Below are 19,900 nucleotides of genomic sequence, written 5' to 3' on the forward strand. Positions count from 1 at the left end.
TTATTTTGGGTTAGTGAAATATGAAACACATTGTTTTAAGCGTTTTGTTAAGTTGCACATTGGCAGTATCGCAAGTGGTTATGGCTACAAGCTTCACCATTGAAGATATTAATATAGATGGGTTGCAGAGGCTAAGTTCAAGTCAGGCATTCGCCCAATTGCCGCTGAAAGTTGGTGATACAGCAGATGAGCGCAGCTTAGCCTATGCCACACGAAGCATGTTCAAAAGTGGCTACTTTGAAGACATTCAGTTAGAGCAAGAAGGCAATGTGTTGCTGGTGGTTGTACAAGAGCGCCCAGCCATCGGTTTTATAGGCCTAGAGGGTAATAAAATTCTAGCAACAGAGCAGCTTCGCTCGGCCCTTGAGGCTGCGGGACTGAAGGAAGGTGAGATTTTTAAACGCGCTACTTTGGCACAAATAGAACTGGAACTAGAACGGCAATATAATCGCCAAGGGCGATATGCGGTATTAGTCGAATCGGTAGTAAGTGAGTTGGGTGAAAATCGAGTCTCTATTAATGTAAAAATTAATGAAGGCATCACATCATCTATTAGCCATATCAACATCATAGGCAATGACAATTATGCCGATGCTGAACTTATGGATTTAATGAGCCTGAAAACACCTGGTGTGTGGACATTATTTACTAAGGATGACCAATACTCTAGAGAAAAGCTCACCGCAGACCTAGAAAATATACGCTCACATTATTTAAACAAAGGCTATGTGCTATTTAACATTGAATCCACACAAGTGGCTATTTCCCCTGACAAAACCAGTGTGTTCATTACTATCAACTTGGTGGAAGGTGAGGAGTTTAAAATTGGTAAGGTCAGCATTGCTGGCCAATATGAAGTAGATGATGCTGATATATGGGGACTTGTTGGCGAATCATCAGGCCAAGTTTTTTCTCGAAAGAGCCTTGTTAATGCAGCTGCAGATGTGCGCCAACTCTTTGGGGATAATGGATTTGCTTTTGCTGAAGTTCAGCCAGTTCCGTTAGTGAACGAAGTGCAAAAAACGGTAGACGTGCAATACCAAATCAGGTCGGGCAAACGAACCTACGTGCGCCGCATAAATTTTAGAGGTAATACTCGGACCAGTGATGATGTGTTGCGACGTGAAGTGCGTCAAATGGAAGGTGGGGTGGCATCTATGGCAGATATCACAGCTTCAAAATTACGTCTCCAGCGTTTGGGTTTCTTCAATAATGTGGTGGTAGAAACAACGCCTGTGGTTGGCACTGATGATCAGTTGGATGTTGAGTTTGCCGTAGAAGAAGGGCTTACTGCGGATTGGTCTGTCATGGTTGGCTATGCTGATGGGGAAGGCGCTTTTTGGGGCGGCTCAGTCAATCAAAATAACTTCTTAGGCACGGGTAATAAAATGCAAGCGTCTTTTTCTTCTAGTAGCAGTACGGATGAATATAAATTCAGCTACCTTAACCCCTATTATACGATAGATGGCGTAAGCCGTGGCGTTGATTTGTATTACACCAAGCGAGATTATGCCAAGGTTGATGTGAGTAATTTTGCCACTGATACTGTAGGTATGGATCTGCGTTTTGGCTATCCAATAGATGATAATACTCGCCTAGATTTCAAAGTAGGCTATGAACGTATAGACCTAACCTTGGGGGCGTCTCCTTCTGTTGAAGCGACTGATTTTACCAATGCTGAAGGCCTAAATTACAAGCAGTTTAAAACCTCAGTAAACTGGAATAATAATACTCTCAATGATTTCTGGTACCCAACCCAAGGTAGTTCGCATGGTGTTAATTTAGATCTAGCTTTGCCTAACAGTGACCTAAACTTCTATCAATTGAGCTACAACTACCGAAACTTTACACCCGTTAACTACACTGAATCCCTAGTCTTCTCTACAGGGGCGCAAGTTGCTGTTGTGGGGGCTTATGGCGCTACAAGCACCACACCGTTTTTTACTAACTATTACGCAGGTGGCTTTGGTAGTGTACGTGGTTTTGCTAACAATTCTTTAGGGCCTACAAACTCCCTCAGCGAGCCTTTAGGTGGTCAAATTCTTAGCACTGCTTCTGCAGAGCTAATTTTTCCACTGTTTAGTGATATGCCATCGGTTCGTACATCACTGTTTGTTGACGTAGGCAATGTACACAAATCTGGCGAATTTACTCTGGGTGATCTAAGAGCGTCTGGTGGTCTCAACCTTGCTTGGTTGACACCGGTGGGGCCGCTAACCCTAGTTTTGGCAGCGCCATTAAAACAAAAAACTGGCGACCTAACACAATCAACACATATAACTTTAGGCCGCTCGTTCTAGTCTAAGTTCACAAGGAATGATTATGAATAAAGTGAAAAGATTACTCACTGCAGTTGCTTTTGCTATTACTTTAAGTGCGCCTCAATGGGCAATAGCAGAGGCAATTGTGGTGCTTAAAGCAGAGCAGGCCATGTTTGCTACGCAAAAAGCTATTGTCTTAGGCCAGCAGCTGTCTGCACAGCTTAAACCTCAAACCACGCGTTACGATTCCATGGGGCTGGAGCTGCAGGCCTTAAAGCAGCGTTTTGAAGCAGATAAAGATCTCATGAGCAGTGATGAGGTAAAGAAAATTACGCTGGAAATTCAAGGCTTAGGGAACGAATATAAGCAGCTTAAGCAATACCTAGCCAATGTCAAGGCACAGGCAGAGCAAGAGTTTTTGGCTAGCATGCGCCCTGCGTTGGATCGGGTGTTGCGCCGGCTGATTGAGGAAAATAATATATCCTTAATTATTAATGGCCAGTCTGTCATTTATAACACTGCCAGTATAGACATTACCCCTAAAGTTATTGAGTTGCTGAATTTGGAGCCATAATTGCGTCACTTAACCCTAGGCGCTATCGCCGAGATCATTGGTGCTAAATTAGAAGGTGATGCAGACTACTCCGTTTCTGGTCTGGCTACATTGGCATCTGCGCTACCTCATCAAGTTAGCTTTTTAGCAAACATGAAATATGCTGGTCAGCTAAATGTATGCCAAGCTGGGGCAGTGATTTTAAATGCTGATCAAGCAAAGCTTTTTGTTGGGCACTGTTTATTGTTAGACAACCCATACCTAGGCTATGCCAAATTATCACAAGAGTTTGCGCCCCTAGCAGATTTTATTGGTATTGATAAAAGTGCCACAGTGCACTCAACCGCTACTCTTGGAAGCTCAGTTAATCTGGCTGCTGGCGCAGTGATAGGCCCTTATGCCAGGCTTGGCAATGCGGTTTCTATCGGGCCTAATAGCGTTATAGGAGCTCATTCCCGTATCGGCAATGGCACCAACATCGCAGCCAATGTTAGTGTGTACCATGATGTTGAAGTAGGTGATTTTTGCACTATTCATAGTGGAGCTGTGATTGGTGCAGATGGCTTTGGGTTCGCAAAGGATGGCCCAGACTGGGTTAAAATAGCCCAGCTAGGTGGTGTCACTATTGGTGACCATGTTGAAGTTGGTGCAGGAACAAGTATAGATCGAGGGGCTTTAGATAACACTATTATAGGCTATGGTGTTAAGCTGGATAACCAAGTTCAGATTGCCCATAATGTAGAACTTGGCGACTATACTGCCATTGCAGGGTGCACTGCCATAGCAGGGAGCACTAAATTAGGTAAGCATTGTACAATAGCTGGGGCCTGTGGTATCACTGGCCACTTAACGCTAACTGATGGTGTGCATGTCACTGCCATGTCTCTAGTGACGCACTCTATTAGTGAGCCTGGGGCATATTCATCAGGTACAGGCCTAGACAAAAATCAAAAATGGCGGCGCAATGCGACGCGCTTTAAACAGCTTGACCAGATGGCTAAACGCCTTAAACAATTAGAATTAGAAGTGGCACAGCTGCAAAACTGATCAACACCAAAAGCACCACATAAGGAAAGCACCCCCATGGTAATGGATGTTAAAGAAATTAGAGAGTACTTGCCCCATAGATTCCCGTTTTTACTAGTTGATCGGGTGACAGAGCTTAATTTAGGTGAATCTATTATTGCGTACAAAAATGTAACGATTAACGAGCCTTTCTTTAATGGACATTTTCCAGACCATCCGGTAATGCCGGGTGTTTTGATCATTGAGGCTATGGCGCAAGCTGCTGGCATCCTTGGTTTTAAGACGATGGATAAAACGCCACAAGATGGCTCTATCTATTATTTTGTGGGTTCTGATAAGTTGCGCTTTAAACGTCCTGTGGTGCCTGGAGATAGGCTCCAGTTAGAGGCCTCTATTAGGTCTGAAAAACGGGGCATTTGGAAGTTTGAATGCAGTGCAAGTGTTGATGGCGAATTGGCTGCTTCGGCAACAATTTTATGTGCAGATAGGAAGGTTTAGTGCCTCAGCCATTGATTCACGCAACTGCCATTATTGATCCTAGCGCTGTTATTGCCGCAGATGTGGAGATTGGTCCATATAGCATCGTGGGAGCTGACGTTGAGCTAGGTTCGGGCACTAAAGTGGAACCCCATGTGGTGATTAAGGGACCCACATATATAGGGCGTAATAATCATATTTTCCAATTCAGTTCCGTAGGCGAAGCTTGCCAAGATATGAAGTATAACGGCGAACCCACCTGCTTGAAAATTGGTGATCACAACGTAATACGAGAAGGATGCACGTTACATCGTGGCACTATTCAAGATTCTGGAGTAACCAAAATTGGTAACCATAATTTATTAATGGCTAATGTTCATGTGGCCCATGATTGTATTTTAGGTGATCATGTTATTGTTGCAAATAATGTTGCGTTAGCAGGACACGTGCAGGTTGGTGATTATGCTATTTTGGGTGGCTTTACTGCGGTGCATCAGTTTTGCCATATTGGACCTCACTGCATGACTGGAGCGGGTAGTGTGGTATTAAAAGACATTCCCGCCTTTGTAATGGCTAACGGTAACTCTGTTTCTCCTCACGGGATGAACACCGAAGGTTTAAAACGCCGCGGATTTAGTGAGGAAACCATTAAGGTTTTACGTCAAGCGTATAAAATCATCTTCCGCCAAGGACTAACTCTTGATGTTGCTATCGAGCGTTTACATGAAATGTCAGTCGGTGACGATGAACTGTCAGTATTAATTAGCTCGTTGAAAGAGTCGAGTCGTGGCATAATTCGCTAGTAGGTTTACCCATGTCTAATAACACTATTGTCATCGTTGCTGGTGAAGCCTCAGGAGACATATTAGGGGCGGGTTTGATGCGGGCTCTGCTAAAGCAGCAGCCAGGTCTTAACTTTGAAGGTATTGGTGGCCCACAAATGATGGCCCTTGGGTTCACGAGCCTAGTGCCTATAGAGCGCTTGTCGGTAATGGGTTTGGTAGAAGTGTTGGGGCGTTTACCAGAATTATTATTACTTCGAAGACGTCTCATTAAACGCTATATCCTGCAGCCCCCTCTGGCTATGATTGGTATTGATGCGCCAGACTTCAACCTAGCCTTAGAAACGCAACTTAAAGCCCATAACATACCTACAGTGCACTACGTTAGTCCGTCTGTATGGGCATGGCGTGAAGAAAGGGTCTTTACTGTGGGTAAAGCATGTCACAGAGTACTTGCCCTACTGCCGTTTGAATTACCCTATTACCAGCGCCATCAAATCCCTGCGACATTTGTAGGCCACCCCTTGGCAGATGTTATTCCAGGCAATCTAACTCAGCAACAGGCCAAAAAAGAATTGCAGCTAAACGATCACCAAGTGCTAGCTATTTTACCGGGCAGTCGGGCTATGGAAGTCAAACAGTTGGGGGAAGATTTTTTGGCAGCTGCAAGCCTTTTGCAAACTAAAAATCCACAATTGCAATTGGTTTTAGCAGCAGCAAACTGGCAACGAAAAAAACAGTTAGATACTTTATTGCGAGCTTATCCAGATTTAGAGGTCACACTCGCAGTGGGCCAGTCTCACTCAGTTTTGGCAGCTGCAGATGCAGTATTAGTGGCCTCTGGCACAGCGGCTTTAGAAGCGCTGCTGTTTGAAAAGCCCATGCTGGTCTGCTATCGCTTAAGCCCTATAAGTTACAGTCTGTTTAGGCGTAAACTTAAGGTGCCTTTTGTAAGCTTACCTAATTTGCTAGCTGGCCAAAAAGTAGTTGAAGAGCTGTTACAAGAACAAGTTCAGCCGCAGCCCATTGCAAAGCATTTAACACAGTTATTGTTCGACCCATTAGTTGCTCAAAAGCAGCGTGGCCAGCTTGCCAATATACACCAACAATTGTCTTGTGGAGCAGATATTGCAGCAGCTCAGGCAGTGATTGAAGTGATTGCAGAGCAGGGTGCAGGGGTGTCTCAAAGGCACAGAATATGATCCAAGAATCAATAGTGGTTGAAATGACCTCTAGGATAGGTGTGATTTGCGGTGTTGACGAGGCAGGCCGAGGGCCCTTGTTTGGTGATGTGGTTGCCGCAGCAGTTATACTAGATCCAGGCAAGCCTATTGCAGGTTTAGGAGATTCCAAAAAAATCAGCGAAAAGGTGAGAGAAAAGCTGTACCAGCAAATTTATAAACATGCCATTAGTGTTGGTGTAGGCAGAGCTAGTGCCGCAGAAATAGATCAAATGAATATATTACAAGCCAGTATGCTAGCCATGAAACGCGCCGTAGAGAGTTTGAGCCTGGTGCCCGATTTAGCATTAATTGATGGCAATCGTTGCCCTTCATTAATCTGTGCAAGTGAAGCCATTATCAAAGGTGATGCCAAAGAGATCACCATTGGCGCAGCCTCAATTATTGCTAAAGTCACCCGTGATAGGGAAATGCTAGAATGGCACAAAAAATACCCGTGGTATGGTTTAGATAGGCATAAAGGTTATCCTACTCAAGCACATATAAAAGCGCTAGAAGAGCATGGAATAAGCCCACAACATCGGCGCAGTTTTGCACCCGTACGACGTTTAATTGGAACTTAATATGACCCAAGCTGTACCCTTTGTGCATTTGCGTATGCACTCCGAGTTTTCATTAATTGACAGTATGATTCGTGTCAAACCATTAATGAAAACCCTGCAAGCAGAACAAATGCCGGCCATTGCTTTAACAGATCAATCCAACATGTGTGGCATGATTAAGTTTTATAAAGCAGCCCAAAGCGCTGGTATTAAACCCATTTGTGGCTGTGATGTTTTCATTAGTGCAGGCCCTGTAGCTGACACCGCTGCCACTCGCATCACCCTGTTAGCCATGAATGCCAAAGGGTACCTCAATCTTACAGAACTGGTGTCACGCTCTTTTCAAGAGGGTCAGGCTGACGGTAGGGCAATTATACAAAAGCAATGGCTGGCAGAAAAAAACGAAGGGCTTATCGTTTTATCTGGTGCTGCTCAAGGTGAGGTTGGGCAAGCATTAATTAATCGTGGTTTGGCTGATGCTAAAGAAATACTAAACGACTGGACGGCGATCTTTGGTGACCGGTTTTATTTGGAAGTTCAGCGAACAGGCCGTCAATATGATGAAGATTGTTTGCACCTTTGCGTTGAATTAGCACAGATTACACAGGTGCCTATAGTGGCTACCAACGACGTAATGTTTATTTCTTCAGAAGACTTTGAAGCTCATGAAACTAGGGTGTGCATTAACCAAAGTATGGTTTTAGACGACCCCAGGAGGGTTAAGGCATACTCCAATCAGCAATACTTGCGAAGTATTGAAGAGATGCAAGCTCTGTTTTCAGATCTACCTTCTGCGCTGGCTAACAGTGTACAGATTGCTAAACGGTGTAATTTAGATATTGAGCTAGGGCAGTGTTTTTTGCCTAACTTTCCGGTACCCGAAGGCATGACCATAGATGAGTTCTTTGGCCAGGTTTCCCGTGATGGCCTGAATAAGCGCCTGCAGGTTATTCTGGATCCGTCAGATCCAGAATTTAATAATAAACGTAAAATATTTGACGATAGGCTAGATTTTGAGCTAAATATTATTTGCCAAATGGGATTCCCAGGTTATTTTCTTATCGTTATGGATTTCATTCGTTGGGCTAAGGATAATGATATTCCAGTAGGCCCTGGGCGTGGCTCAGGTGCAGGGTCTTTAGTTGCCTATGTGTTAGAAATTACTGACTTAGACCCACTAAAATATGATCTTTTATTCGAACGATTTTTGAATCCGGAACGAGTGTCGATGCCTGATTTTGATATTGATTTTTGTATGGATAACCGTGACCGTGTTATTGAGTATGTGTCTCAAACCTATGGTAAAGATGCGGTATCACAAATCATTACCTTCGGTACCATGGCAGCCAAAGCGGTGGTACGAGACGTAGCTCGTGTGCAAGGTAAGCCTTTTGGTTTGGCTGACAAACTATCAAAATTAATTCCTTTTGAAGTGGGTATAACTCTACGCAAAGCGGTAGAACAAGAAGACGCCCTGCGTGAGTTCATTGACAATAATGACGAAGTTCAAGAAATTATGGACATGGCGTATCAGTTAGAAGGACTGACACGTAATGTAGGAAAGCACGCAGGTGGTGTAGTTATAGCACCCACTAAGTTAACCGATTTTTCACCTCTCTATTGTGATGTGGATGGTTCTGGTTTAGTCACTCAATATGACAAAAATGATGTTGAAGATGCAGGCTTGGTTAAGTTTGACTTTTTAGGCTTGAAAACCCTCACCGTTGTTGATTGGGCCATGGGCATGATCAACCAAAGGCGAAAAGTTAAGGGCGAAACAGCCATTGCCATTGAGACCATCCCACTGGCAGACGAGTCAGTCTACAAGTTACTTCAGGGCGCAGAGACGACTGGCGTATTCCAGCTGGAATCAAGGGGTATGAAGGATCTCATTAAGCGCCAATTACCCAGTAGTTTTGAAGATATTATTGCCCTAGTAGCACTGTTTCGACCAGGGCCATTACAGTCGGGTATGGTAGACGATTTTATTAATCGAAAGCATGGTCGAGCCAAGCTTGCGTGGCCCCATGAAGACTATCAATTAGATTCGTTGAAGCCAATACTAGAGCCAACCTACGGGATCATTTTGTACCAAGAGCAGGTGATGCAAATCGCTCAGGTTATGGCAGGCTATAGCCTTGGTGAAGCAGACATGTTGCGCCGCGCAATGGGTAAGAAAAAGCCAGAAGAGATGGCTAAACAGCGGTCAGGATTTTTAGCTGGCAGTTTAGCCAACGGCATTGATGAGGGCTTGGCAGGCAATATTTTTGATCTGGTAGAAAAGTTTGCTGGTTATGGTTTTAATAAATCTCACTCTGCCGCTTATGCTTTAGTGGCATACCAAACAGCCTGGCTAAAATATCACTATCCTGCAGAATTTATGGCGGCTGTGTTGTCAGCAGATATGCAAAATATCGAAAAAATTGTTATTTTTGTTGAAGAATGTCGCCGCATGGAACTGCCACTCAACCTGCCAGACGTAAATGCGAGCCATTTCAAGTTTACTGTGAATGCTGCCAATGAGGTTGTGTATGGCCTTGGTGCGGTTAAAGGAGTTGGCGAAGGTCCAGTTGCGGCCATTATCGAGGCCCGTGAAAAAGGTGGGGACTTTATCAACCTGTTTGATTTTTGCAAGCGTGTTGGTAGTAAAAAAATAAATAAACGCGTGTTGGATGCGCTGGTAGCCAGCGGTGCACTAGACACGTTAGTGCCTAATAAAGAGCGTTCTGTACTTTATAGCGCTATACCAGATGCCGTGCAATCAGCGGATCAGAGCGAGCGTAATGCGGACGCAGGCATGATGGATCTGTTTGGTGAAATTGTTCCACTAGTAGATGATGAAGGTGCTTTGGAGCACGTTTATGAGAGGCACTTAGCCGCTAGGCCGTTAACTCTCAAGCAGCGTTTAAAAGGTGAGAAAGATACCTTGGGCCTCTATGTTACGGGTCATCCTATTGATAGCTATGATCATGAGTTAGGGCGTTTTTTGCGATGCCGTTTAGACCAACTTGTTGCTAAAAAAGATAAGCAGTGGATAGCGGGCCTAGTCGTAGCAAGTCGAACCATGAAAACCAAGCGTGGTAAAACGATAGCCTTTTTAACTTTAGATGACCGGCGGGCTAGGGTAGATGTGGCTCTGTTTGGCGACAGTTATGAAAAGTACCGAGAGTTGCTACAAAATGATCGTTTACTTATTGTCGAGGGTGAGGTGTCAGAAGATGATTATTCTGGGGGCCTAAAAGTGAGTGCTCAGCAGATTCTTACTATGCCTCAAGCGCGTACTGTATTCTCTAAGGGATTGTGTTTATCGGTAGCGCCTGACTTTGCTCAAGGTAAGGGCCTGCAACAATTACTTGGCATTTTAACATCCCATCAGGTAAGGGGTGATACGCCTGCAGCAAAGCTTGAATTGCAGTATGAAAACAGTGTTGGTCGAGGGGTTATTCGCTGCGCCTCGCCGTGGCGTCTAGAAGTAGAAGATGACATGTTACAAGAGCTAGCGTATCTTTTAGGTGAAGATGCGGTAAAAATGCGCTACAGCAAATTATAAAATGTGTAAAATATAGGTTATAATATTTTTTAATACCCGTCAGTCACATCTTTAAAGCTAGGCCTTATGAACCCAAATTATCTTGACTTTGAACAACCTATTGCTGATCTTGAGGCTAAAATTGAAGCCTTGCGTTTAGTAGGCAACGACAACGACCTTAATATCAGTGACGAAATAGCTAAGCTTTCTGATAAAAGTGTTAGCTTAACAGAATCCATTTTTTCTAATCTGAGTGCAGCTCAGGTATCTAAGGTGTCTCGCCACCCACAACGACCCCATACTATCGATTACATTAAGAATCTTTTTGATGAATTTGATGAATTGCATGGTGATCGTCACTTTGGTGATGATCAAGCTATGGTATGCGGTATTGCTCGTTTAAATGGCAAAGCTGTGATGGTTATGGGTCAAGAAAAAGGCCGTTCCACTAAAGAAAAAGTGGCCCGTAACTTTGGCATGCCTCGGCCTGAAGGTTACCGCAAGGCCTTGCGTATGATGCTTATGGCAGAACGCTTCAAAATGCCTATCCTTACTTTTATTGATACGCCAGGTGCCTATCCTGGAATTGATGCTGAAGAGCGCGGCCAAAGCGAGGCTATAGCATTTAATCTTGCCCAAATGTCGGGCCTCAAGACGCCCATTATTGCCACTGTTATTGGCGAAGGTGGCTCTGGAGGTGCTTTGGCCATTGGTGTATGTGATCAGTTGAATATGTTGCAATACTCCACTTACTCAGTTATTTCTCCAGAAGGTTGTGCCTCTATTCTTTGGAAAAGTGCTGACTATGCCTCTGACGCGGCTAATGCTATGGGGATTACCTCTGGACGTTTATATGACTTGGGTTTGGTGGATCACGTAATCAAAGAGCCTTTAGGTGGCGCCCACAGAGATGCTGAATTAGTCTCAGCCAGTCTCAAGTCGACATTAATTAGCCAATTAGCTGAACTGGAATCAATGGAAACTGAAGCACTCTTAGATCGTCGATACAAACGCCTAATGGCTTATGGATTAAGCTCTTAGGACGCTCGTTAGCGCCTAACTTCCTCCCATGGCATTCACTCATCACCATCTAGTCACCGATGCAGGTGGCTTGAAAACCTATTTTCAAGCCACAGGCTGGGTGGTTGCGGTGAGTGGTGGGCTAGACTCTATGTGCCTACTTCATGCGCTTACCCTGCTTCAGCAGGATCATCATTGCCCACCCATACGCGTCCTACATATTAATCATAGTCTGCAATCACAAGCAGATCGATGGCAGCAAGATGTTGAAAATAAATGCCAAGATTACGGCTTAAATTGTATTAGCCATAAGGTTGTTTTATGCCCGCAAGAGCTACGTAAGCTTGGGCTCGAAGCGGCAGCTCGCAATGCGCGCTACAGTGTCTTTAAACAACATGTCCAGTTAGGTGAGGTGCTTTTATTAGGGCAGCACGCGGATGACCAAACTGAAACACTATTTCTTCGGCTGCTGCGTGGTGCTGGAGTAGCAGGTCTGCGGGCGATGCCTCAGGAGCGATTGCTCGGGCTGGGTCGTTTAGTTAGGCCAATGTTGCATGTTCGTCAAACAGATCTTTATGATTACGCAAAACACCATCACCTTTCTTGGTGTGAAGACCCAAGCAACCAAAATACTCACTTTGATCGTAATTATTTACGGAACCAAGTTATGCCAAGGCTGCGCCGCCGGTGGCCAGCATTAGATCAGCGTGCAGCCACAGTAACGGCTTTAATGAGCGATACGCAGGCTTTATTAGATGAAGTAGGCTCTGCTGATTTTATACTGATGCGCACAGAGACTAAACTAGGTGAGTGCTTACCCTGTGCTGATGTCGCAGCCCTTAGCCGACCAAGGCGGCATAACTTATTGCGCTATTGGTTGGCTCAGAATCAAGTGCCGATGCCCGACTATGCAGTACTGCGCGGTATTGATAAAGACTTCCTCCACAGCGCTCCAGACGCTCAGCCCTACCTAAAACTGGGTTGTAACTGGTGCTTGCGTCGTAATCAAGGCCATTTATTGCTGATGCGACGAACTGAAGAGCCTGGTAGCACAGTGACCAGTGGCGCGTTTACTATGGAGCTACAAGCCATATTGCAGGGATTAATCGCCCTACCCGAGGGGGTTCTTAGCCTTAACCAAGGTGCTAAGGTTGGTTTGGCTTTAGTTGAAGGTGATTTTATAGAGTGGCGCTTTAGAACTGGTGGTGAGCGTTGCAAGCCTATAGGGAGGATACACAGCCAGAGCCTTAAAAAACTATTACAAGAAGCTAAGGTGCCAGCATGGGAGCGAGATTATATACCCCTGTTTTATGTTAACGGAAGGCTCGCCATGGTGGCAAATTTATGGATAAATTCGGGTTTTGAAACAGACTTAGGTACCCCTGCTTGGTGCTGGCAAAGGGCGACTTAAAATGCAGCTTTTGATTGTTCCGATTGGGCTCTTCTGGTATCCTACACTCCCATCTAAAGTCGAAAAATAGATCCTGAAAACAGGTCCTATTTTCCGCGTCAAAAAATTTATAAACGTTAGAGAACCTATCCACTGATTAAGTAGTGGGCATGTATTCGCCATGGTTGCGGTGCTTTTGTGTGATTGGTCTAACGTGTTTTAGTTTACATCGGCGCCTAGTGCGTCACATAAGACATAGGGCATTTCATGACTCGTTTCATCTTCGTTACTGGCGGTGTTGTATCTTCTTTGGGTAAAGGTATTGCGTCGGCATCTTTGGCTGCTATCCTCGAGGCTAGGGGCCTCGACGTAACCATGTTGAAATTAGATCCATATATTAATGTCGACCCTGGCACCATGAGCCCGTTTCAACACGGTGAGGTGTTTGTCACAGAAGATGGCGCTGAAACAGACTTAGATTTAGGCCATTATGAGCGGTTTATTGATACTAAAATGTCTAAAAGGAATAACTTTACTGCAGGGCGCGTTTATGAACATGTGTTACGCAAAGAGCGACGTGGCGACTATTTAGGTGGCACAGTTCAAATTATTCCACACATCACTGATGAAATTAAGCGCCGAGTATATGAAGGCTCTAAAGGTGCTGAAATTGCATTAGTTGAAATTGGTGGAACTGTTGGTGATATAGAATCTCAGCCCTTTTTAGAAGCAATCCGGCAAATGAAATTTGAACTGGGTTCTAACCGTGCACTCTTTATGCACCTTACATTAGTGCCTTATATTGCTACCGCTGGTGAAACTAAAACTAAGCCTACTCAGCACTCGGTAAAAGAATTACGTTCTATTGGAATTCAGCCAGATATTTTAGTGTGCAGGTCTGAAGTAGCGATTGAAGCCCCAGAGCGAAGCAAAATAGCCCTGTTTACTAACGTTGAACAGCGTGCCGTTATTTCATTACCAGATGCAGAGAGCATTTACACCATCCCCAGTTTATTAAAGTCACAAGGCTTAGACTCTATTGTTACTGAGCGTTTTGGTTTGGACTGCAACGAAGCAGATCTAACTGAATGGGATGCAGTAGCACAAGCCAAACTAAATCCTCAGCGTGAAGTCACTATTGCTATGGTTGGCAAGTACATGGAGTTATTAGACGCCTACAAATCTTTAATTGAAGCCATTAGTCATGCAGGCATTAAATCTCATACCAAGGTTAATACTCGTTATATTGATTCTGAAGACATTGAAACCCAGGGGGTTGCATTGTTAGAGGGGGTTGATGCGATATTAGTGCCTGGCGGGTTTGGAGAGCGAGGCACAGAAGGTAAAATAAAGACCGTACAGTACGCCCGTGAGAACAAAATACCCTATTTAGGTATTTGTCTTGGTATGCAGGTCGCGGTGATTGAATTCGCTCGAAATGTGGCGGGTTGGACGGACGCTAATAGTAGTGAGTTTGATGCAAGTTCAGAGCATTGTGTGGTCGGTTTGATTACTGAATGGAAAGATAAATCTGGTCAAATTGAACAGCGTTCAGAATCCTCAGACTTGGGCGGCACGATGCGCTTAGGTGCCCAACAATGCCGTTTGCAAGTGGGTTCTTTGGCTCACCAATCCTATAAACATGAAGTGATCACTGAGCGTCATCGTCATCGTTATGAGGTGAACAATAACTTTATTGAGCAGCTGGAAGCAGCAGGGCTAAAAGTTTCCGGTCGCTCGATGGATGGCAGTTTAGTTGAAATGATAGAAATAGAGGATCATCCTTGGTTTGTAGCCTGTCAATTTCACCCAGAATTTACTTCAACTCCTCGCAGTGGGCATGGTTTGTTTGAGGGGTTTGTTGGCGCGGCGATTATTCAGGCCGAAAAGTAAACCATTGCATAAGCAAGTTTTTAATCTAACTTATTAACAGGAGAATATTTTGGACCAATTTATTGCCGACATTCAGGCAAGGGAAGTATTGGACTCTCGCGGCAACCCTACTATTGAAGCAGATGTTTTGTTAGCGGGTGGTGCTTTTGGTACTGCCTGCGCACCTTCTGGTGCATCCACGGGTTCTAGAGAGGCTTTAGAGCTTCGAGATGGTGATCAATCTCGTTATTTAGGCAAAGGTGTCAAGAATGCTATTGCGGGTATTCATGGTTCTATTTTGGAGCGTTTAAAAGGCATGGATGCAACCGATCAACAGGCCCTAGATTTGGCCATGATCGAATTGGATGGCACAGAAAATAAAGAAGTGCTGGGCGCCAATGCTATTCTTGCAGTGTCCTTGGCGGCAGCTAAAGCAGCAGCGGTGTACAAAGGTATTCCTCTATATGCACATATTGCAGAGCTCAACGGCACTGCAGGGCAATACAGCATGCCTGTACCGATGATGAACATCATCAATGGTGGCGAACACGCTGATAATAACGTAGATATTCAAGAGTTTATGGTGCAGCCAGTCAATGCTCCTAATTTTTCAGAAGCGCTTCGCTGTGGTGCTGAAATCTTTCACTCCCTTAAAAAAGTTCTCAGCCAAAGGGGGTTAAGCACGGCTGTGGGTGATGAAGGTGGTTTTGCTCCTAACTTACCTTCAAACGAAGCTGCACTGGATGTTATTGCCGAAGCAGTAGCGTATGCTGGCTACGAGCTGGGCAAGGATGTGACCTTAGCTTTGGATTGTGCTGCTTCAGAATTTTATGATAACGGCACCTATAATCTAAGTGGTGAAGGTAAGTCCTTTGACGCAGCGGGTTTTGCTGACTACCTAACTGCCCTAACCCATAAACACCCCATCATCTCAATTGAAGATGGAATGGATGAAAGCGACTGGGAGGGTTGGCTGGATCTTACCCAAAAATGTGGTGATCGTATTCAGCTAGTTGGTGACGACTTGTTTGTTACTAATACGAAAATATTGAGCCGTGGCATTGAACAAGGTATTGGCAACTCTATTTTGATCAAGTTTAATCAAATCGGCACTCTTAGCGAAACTTTAGCAGCAATCCGGATGGCTCAGCAAGCTGGTTTTAGCGTTGTTATTTCTCATCGCTCTGGCGAAACAGAAGATACAACTATTGCTGATTTGGCTGTAGCCACTGCCGCAGGCCAAATTAAAACGGGGTCACTGTGTCGCTCAGATCGAGTAGCTAAGTATAATCGCTTACTACGAATAGAGCAGGAACTAGGTGCTGACGCCCCTTATCGTGGACGTCAGGAAATCAAAGGCCAATAATAATTATTGACCTCGTCTAGGGAGCTCACGTTGGCTAATAATAGCTAAGGTTAGCTCCCTTTTTTGTTGATATATTTATGAAATGGTTAGTTGGAATAATTTTAGTCGCCCTAGTTGCCATGCAATACAGCCTTTGGTGGGGGCAGTCTGGTTTGCTTGAGGTTGCGCGCCTGCAGGGAAAGATCGAGAGTCAGGAAATGGTTAATGCAACTTTGTCTGAGCGTAATCGACAGCTCCATGCGGAGGTATTGGACCTGAAGCAGGGGATCGCCGCTATTGAAGAACGTGCTCGGCACGATCTTGGCATGGTCAAACCAGATGAAACTTTTTACCAACTTGTGGAAGATTAATGAATAGCTCAGAATTACTGCCGCTGCAGTGGCCTGTTGAGTGGGCCCATGCGTCTGGTGTACCCCAGTCTAAGGCGCATATTAAAGCCCATTGTAGCGATTTCTTAGTCACAGAGGACCTCGGTTATGAGCCTTGTGGTGAAGGAGAGCACGTGTATTTAGACATTACTAAAACGGATACTAATACAGATTTTCTAGCGCGTAATATCGCTAAGCTTGCGGGTGTGCCGGCTAGGCAAGTGAACTACTCGGGGTTAAAAGACCGCAGAGGTATAACGCGACAGTGGTTTGGGGTGCACTTACCAGGAAAAGCTGAAGCTGTAGACCCAGATTGGCAACAATTACAAAGCCCAGAGGTCGACCTACATCAAGTAGTGAGACATCAGAGGAAACTAAAAACGGGTGTGCATCAGGGTAACTTTTTTGCTGTTCGTTTACGCAATATAAAACCCAGTGAGGCGTTAGAACAAAAGTTGTCCATCATTACTCAGCAAGGAACGCCTAACTATTTTGGTAATCAGCGGTTTGGACGCCAGGGTGGGAATCTTAGCCTTGCTTTGTCGATGGTTCAGGGTAAACGTATAAAAGATCGCTTTAAGCGTGGCATGGCATTGTCATCAATTCGCTCGTACCTATTCAACCAGCTCTTAAGCCACCGTGTACACGATGGCTCTTGGCTAACTGCATCTGTTGGTGAGCGCTGCATGTTTAGTGACGGCTTTAGTCAATTCGATGCCTGTGCGCCAACTGACTTGGCTGATGTTCAGCAGCGCATTGATGCTGGAGATTTAGCGCCTACTGGTGTCATGGCTGGGCGTGTTGGTAATCTTCTGGCAACCCCAGCAAGTGTGTATGAAGCGCAAACACTAGAACCTTGGCAGCCCTGGATAGAGGCTTTGATAGAGCTAGACCTGACCGCTCAAAGGCGCAGTTTACGCCTATGGCCAAAAGACTTTAGCTGGCGCTGGTGTGAAGATGAAGTGTTGGAATTAAATTTCCATTTGATGCGTGGCAGTTATGCTACTGCATTAGTGCGAGAAATAGCCCAAGTAGAACAATCCTAATGACGACTGAAAAAAGCACTCAAGATAAGGAATCATACGATGCAACTTCTGATCTCTAATGACGATGGGGTCCATGCTGAAGGTCTATCGCACCTAGTACAGCAACTTACAAAGGATCATCAAGTGACGGTCATTGCCCCTGACCGAGATTTGAGTGGCGCTAGTAATTCGTTAACCCTCTCGCGCCCAGTAAGGGTAATTCCTCAGGAGAATGGTTTTTTTGGCATAGATGGCACCCCTGCAGACTGTGTGCACTTGGGTATTAATGGAGCTCTAGACATTGCCCCTGATATGGTAGTTTCTGGTATAAATCATGGGGCTAACCTAGGCGATGACGTGCTTTATTCAGGCACAGTTGCAGCTGCAATGGAAGGTCGCTATCTTGCTCACCATGCAATGGCAGTCTCTTTAGTGGGTAAAGTTCACTTTGCTACTGCTGCAAAAGTGGCCAGGCAGCTGATGACAGGTATACAGAAACTTGATCTGCCACCGCGCTGCATTATTAATGTCAACGTTCCAGACCTGCCCTATGACCAAATTAAAGGCATCAAAGTGACCCGCTTGGGTAGCCGAGAGATTGGCGCTTCTGCAATTGATGCGAAGGACCCAAGAGGGCATCAATGTTTCTGGATAGGTCCTGTTGGCAAGGTTAAGGATGCCAGTGAAGGCACTGACTTTCATGCCATTGAGCATGGCTATGTGTCAGTTACGCCCTTATCGCCAGATATGGCCTGCCATGGGGCTTTTGATACTGTAACTCATTGGCTTAGAGGCACTTTTTAATGCGCTACAGTGTGACAGATCCAAAGCGAACAGTTGCTAACAGGCAAGGCATAGGTATGACCTCTCAGCGAACGCGAGAGCGTTTAGTGGAGGTGTTGAGAGGACTGGGTGTGCAGAATGTTAATGTGTTAGAGGTGATGCGATCAACTCCTCGCCATTTGTTCTTAGACGAAGCTCTAGCCCATAGAGCTTATGAAGATAAGTCTTTACCTATTGGCCATAATCAAACCCTATCACGCCCCTATACGGTTGCCCGTATGAGTGAACTTTTGTTAGCTTCTTGCCCTGCTAAAAAAGTATTAGAAATAGGCACCGGGTCGGGATACCAGACCTGTATCTTGGCCCAGCTGGTGCCAAAAGTTTTAACTATGGAGCGCATTGAACCCTTGCTAAATAGAGCTAGACACCGCTTGCAGGCAATGGATATTGATAATGTGGTTTATAAACACGGAGATGGTTACGAAGGATGGCCCGCCCGTGAGCCTTTCGACGGTATTATAGTCACTGCAGCGCCGTCAACAGTGCCTCAAGCACTACAATGGCAGCTGGCTGAGGGGGGATGTATGATCATCCCCGTAGGTGACGATGACCAATGCCTATTAAAAATAACTCGTTCTGGTAACCACTTTAGCAAACAAAAAGTAGAAGCAGCTAATTTTGTGCCCTTAGTTAATGGACTAATATGATGACGGTAAAAACCACGCTTATGCAATGGAGAATTTTCACTACAGGCTTACTTATGGGCGCTGCGGATCTAGTTCCCGGTATATCAGGTGGCACTGTGGCTCTGTTAAGTGGTGTTTATGGCCGCTTATTAAACGCAATTGGTCACTTTGACCTGCATTTATTAAAGCTGATTATGACCTGGCAGTTAGCTAAGGCTTGGCAGTATGTTGATGGCTTATTTTTAGCTAACCTTGGCCTTGGCATGGCAAGTTCGCTATTGCTACTGTCTAAGCTAATCACTTGGCTTTTGCTTGTCCAGCCTTTGGTAATGTGGAGTTTATTTTTTGGGTTAATCCTTGTTGCAAGCCTGCTGTTATTAAAAGAGCTATATGCTCAAAGCCAACTGCGGATGGGCTGGCTTGTATCGGGATGTTTGGTCAGTGTGGCTTTGGCCACTGTGCCTATGTTACAGCCGGTTGATGGCTTCTCTGGCTGGGGTTACTTGTGGTTGATGGGGGCAGGCGCCGTGGCGATTAGTGCTATGATTTTGCCTGGGGTTTCTGGTAGTTTCATATTACTAATGCTGGGCATTTATCCATTTTTGATCGCTCGTCTAGCAGCATTAGATGTTCAGATCATGACTATCTTCGCGCTAGGCTGTATTTTTGGCCTGATCGCCTTCAGTCGGCTCATTAGTTATTTGTTAAAGTCCTACACTGCAGCGGTGATGAGCCTTTTGGCGGGGCTAATGATGGGCTCCGTGGTTAAATTGTGGCCATGGAAATACACAGTCACCTACCGTTTAAATAGCGCAGGATTAGAAGTGCCACTGCAGCAAGAAAACCTTATGCCCTGGGTGTATAGCCAAATCACTGGTACTGATAGTCAACTTGTTTGGTGCTTAACGGTTTGTTGCTTGGCAGGTTTGCTAGTAGCTAAGTTTGGTCGTATTCAACTGCATGACCTGGCGGCTTAAGT

At 45.1% G+C, this 19,900-nt stretch carries 17 protein-coding genes; all 17 read left to right on the forward strand.

The window, feature by feature from the left end; genetic code table 11:
* The first annotated feature begins 20 nt into the window (after positions 1–20).
* Positions 21–2,300, forward strand: a complete 2,280-nt coding sequence (gene bamA, locus ABXT60_RS01960; RefSeq protein WP_443631104.1) for an outer membrane protein assembly factor BamA — start codon at positions 21–23, stop codon at positions 2,298–2,300.
* A gap of 22 nt (positions 2,301–2,322) precedes the next feature.
* Positions 2,323–2,835: an OmpH family outer membrane protein gene (locus ABXT60_RS01965; RefSeq protein ID WP_443631105.1), complete on the forward strand. Its 513-nt coding sequence runs from the start codon at positions 2,323–2,325 to the stop codon at positions 2,833–2,835.
* On the forward strand, positions 2,836–3,861 hold the full coding sequence (lpxD, locus tag ABXT60_RS01970) for a UDP-3-O-(3-hydroxymyristoyl)glucosamine N-acyltransferase (protein ID WP_443631106.1): 1,026 nt from the start codon (positions 2,836–2,838) through the stop codon (positions 3,859–3,861).
* Between the two features lie 36 nt (positions 3,862–3,897).
* On the forward strand, positions 3,898–4,338 hold the full coding sequence (gene fabZ, locus ABXT60_RS01975) for a 3-hydroxyacyl-ACP dehydratase FabZ (RefSeq protein ID WP_443631107.1): 441 nt from the start codon (positions 3,898–3,900) through the stop codon (positions 4,336–4,338).
* 11 nt (positions 4,339–4,349) lie between these two features.
* Complete coding sequence (gene lpxA / locus ABXT60_RS01980) at positions 4,350–5,120, forward strand: acyl-ACP--UDP-N-acetylglucosamine O-acyltransferase (RefSeq protein WP_443632059.1); 771 nt, start codon at positions 4,350–4,352, stop codon at positions 5,118–5,120.
* A gap of 11 nt (positions 5,121–5,131) precedes the next feature.
* Positions 5,132–6,301, forward strand: a complete 1,170-nt coding sequence (lpxB, locus tag ABXT60_RS01985) for a lipid-A-disaccharide synthase (protein WP_443631108.1) — start codon at positions 5,132–5,134, stop codon at positions 6,299–6,301.
* On the forward strand, positions 6,298–6,903 hold the full coding sequence (gene rnhB, locus ABXT60_RS01990) for a ribonuclease HII (RefSeq protein WP_443631109.1): 606 nt from the start codon (positions 6,298–6,300) through the stop codon (positions 6,901–6,903). The genes lpxB and rnhB overlap by 4 nt, the downstream gene beginning before the upstream one ends.
* 1 nt (position 6,904) lies before the next feature.
* Positions 6,905–10,432 carry a DNA polymerase III subunit alpha gene (gene dnaE, locus ABXT60_RS01995; RefSeq protein ID WP_443631110.1) on the forward strand — a complete coding sequence of 1,176 codons (3,528 nt, stop codon included), beginning with the start codon at positions 6,905–6,907 and terminating at the stop codon, positions 10,430–10,432.
* A gap of 66 nt (positions 10,433–10,498) precedes the next feature.
* Complete coding sequence (locus ABXT60_RS02000) at positions 10,499–11,452, forward strand: acetyl-CoA carboxylase carboxyltransferase subunit alpha (RefSeq protein ID WP_443631111.1); 954 nt, start codon at positions 10,499–10,501, stop codon at positions 11,450–11,452.
* 28 nt (positions 11,453–11,480) lie between these two features.
* Complete coding sequence (gene tilS / locus ABXT60_RS02005; RefSeq protein ID WP_443631112.1) at positions 11,481–12,842, forward strand: tRNA lysidine(34) synthetase TilS; 1,362 nt, start codon at positions 11,481–11,483, stop codon at positions 12,840–12,842.
* Positions 12,843–13,088: 246 nt separating this feature from the next.
* A complete protein-coding gene (locus tag ABXT60_RS02010; RefSeq protein ID WP_443631113.1) occupies positions 13,089–14,714 on the forward strand; it encodes a CTP synthase in 1,626 nt (541 codons plus the stop codon).
* A 49-nt stretch (positions 14,715–14,763) separates the two neighbouring features.
* Positions 14,764–16,059, forward strand: coding sequence for a phosphopyruvate hydratase (gene eno / locus ABXT60_RS02015; RefSeq protein ID WP_443631114.1), 1,296 nt, complete (start codon positions 14,764–14,766; stop codon positions 16,057–16,059).
* A gap of 77 nt (positions 16,060–16,136) precedes the next feature.
* A complete protein-coding gene (gene ftsB, locus ABXT60_RS02020) occupies positions 16,137–16,409 on the forward strand; it encodes a cell division protein FtsB (protein WP_443631115.1) in 273 nt (90 codons plus the stop codon).
* On the forward strand, positions 16,409–17,473 hold the full coding sequence (gene truD, locus ABXT60_RS02025) for a tRNA pseudouridine(13) synthase TruD (protein ID WP_443631116.1): 1,065 nt from the start codon (positions 16,409–16,411) through the stop codon (positions 17,471–17,473). Before ftsB ends, truD begins: the two co-directional genes overlap by 1 nt.
* Before the next feature lie 39 nt (positions 17,474–17,512).
* Positions 17,513–18,256, forward strand: a complete 744-nt coding sequence (surE, locus tag ABXT60_RS02030) for a 5'/3'-nucleotidase SurE (protein WP_443631117.1) — start codon at positions 17,513–17,515, stop codon at positions 18,254–18,256.
* Positions 18,256–18,942: a protein-L-isoaspartate(D-aspartate) O-methyltransferase gene (locus tag ABXT60_RS02035; RefSeq protein ID WP_443631118.1), complete on the forward strand. Its 687-nt coding sequence runs from the start codon at positions 18,256–18,258 to the stop codon at positions 18,940–18,942. The genes surE and ABXT60_RS02035 overlap by 1 nt, the downstream gene beginning before the upstream one ends.
* Positions 18,939–19,898, forward strand: a complete 960-nt coding sequence (locus tag ABXT60_RS02040; RefSeq protein ID WP_443631119.1) for a DUF368 domain-containing protein — start codon at positions 18,939–18,941, stop codon at positions 19,896–19,898. Before ABXT60_RS02035 ends, ABXT60_RS02040 begins: the two co-directional genes overlap by 4 nt.
* Positions 19,899–19,900 lie beyond the last annotated feature (2 nt).

This window comes from Candidatus Njordibacter sp. Uisw_056 (assembly GCF_047730085.1).
GTDB lineage: Bacteria > Pseudomonadota > Gammaproteobacteria > Pseudomonadales > Balneatricaceae > Njordibacter.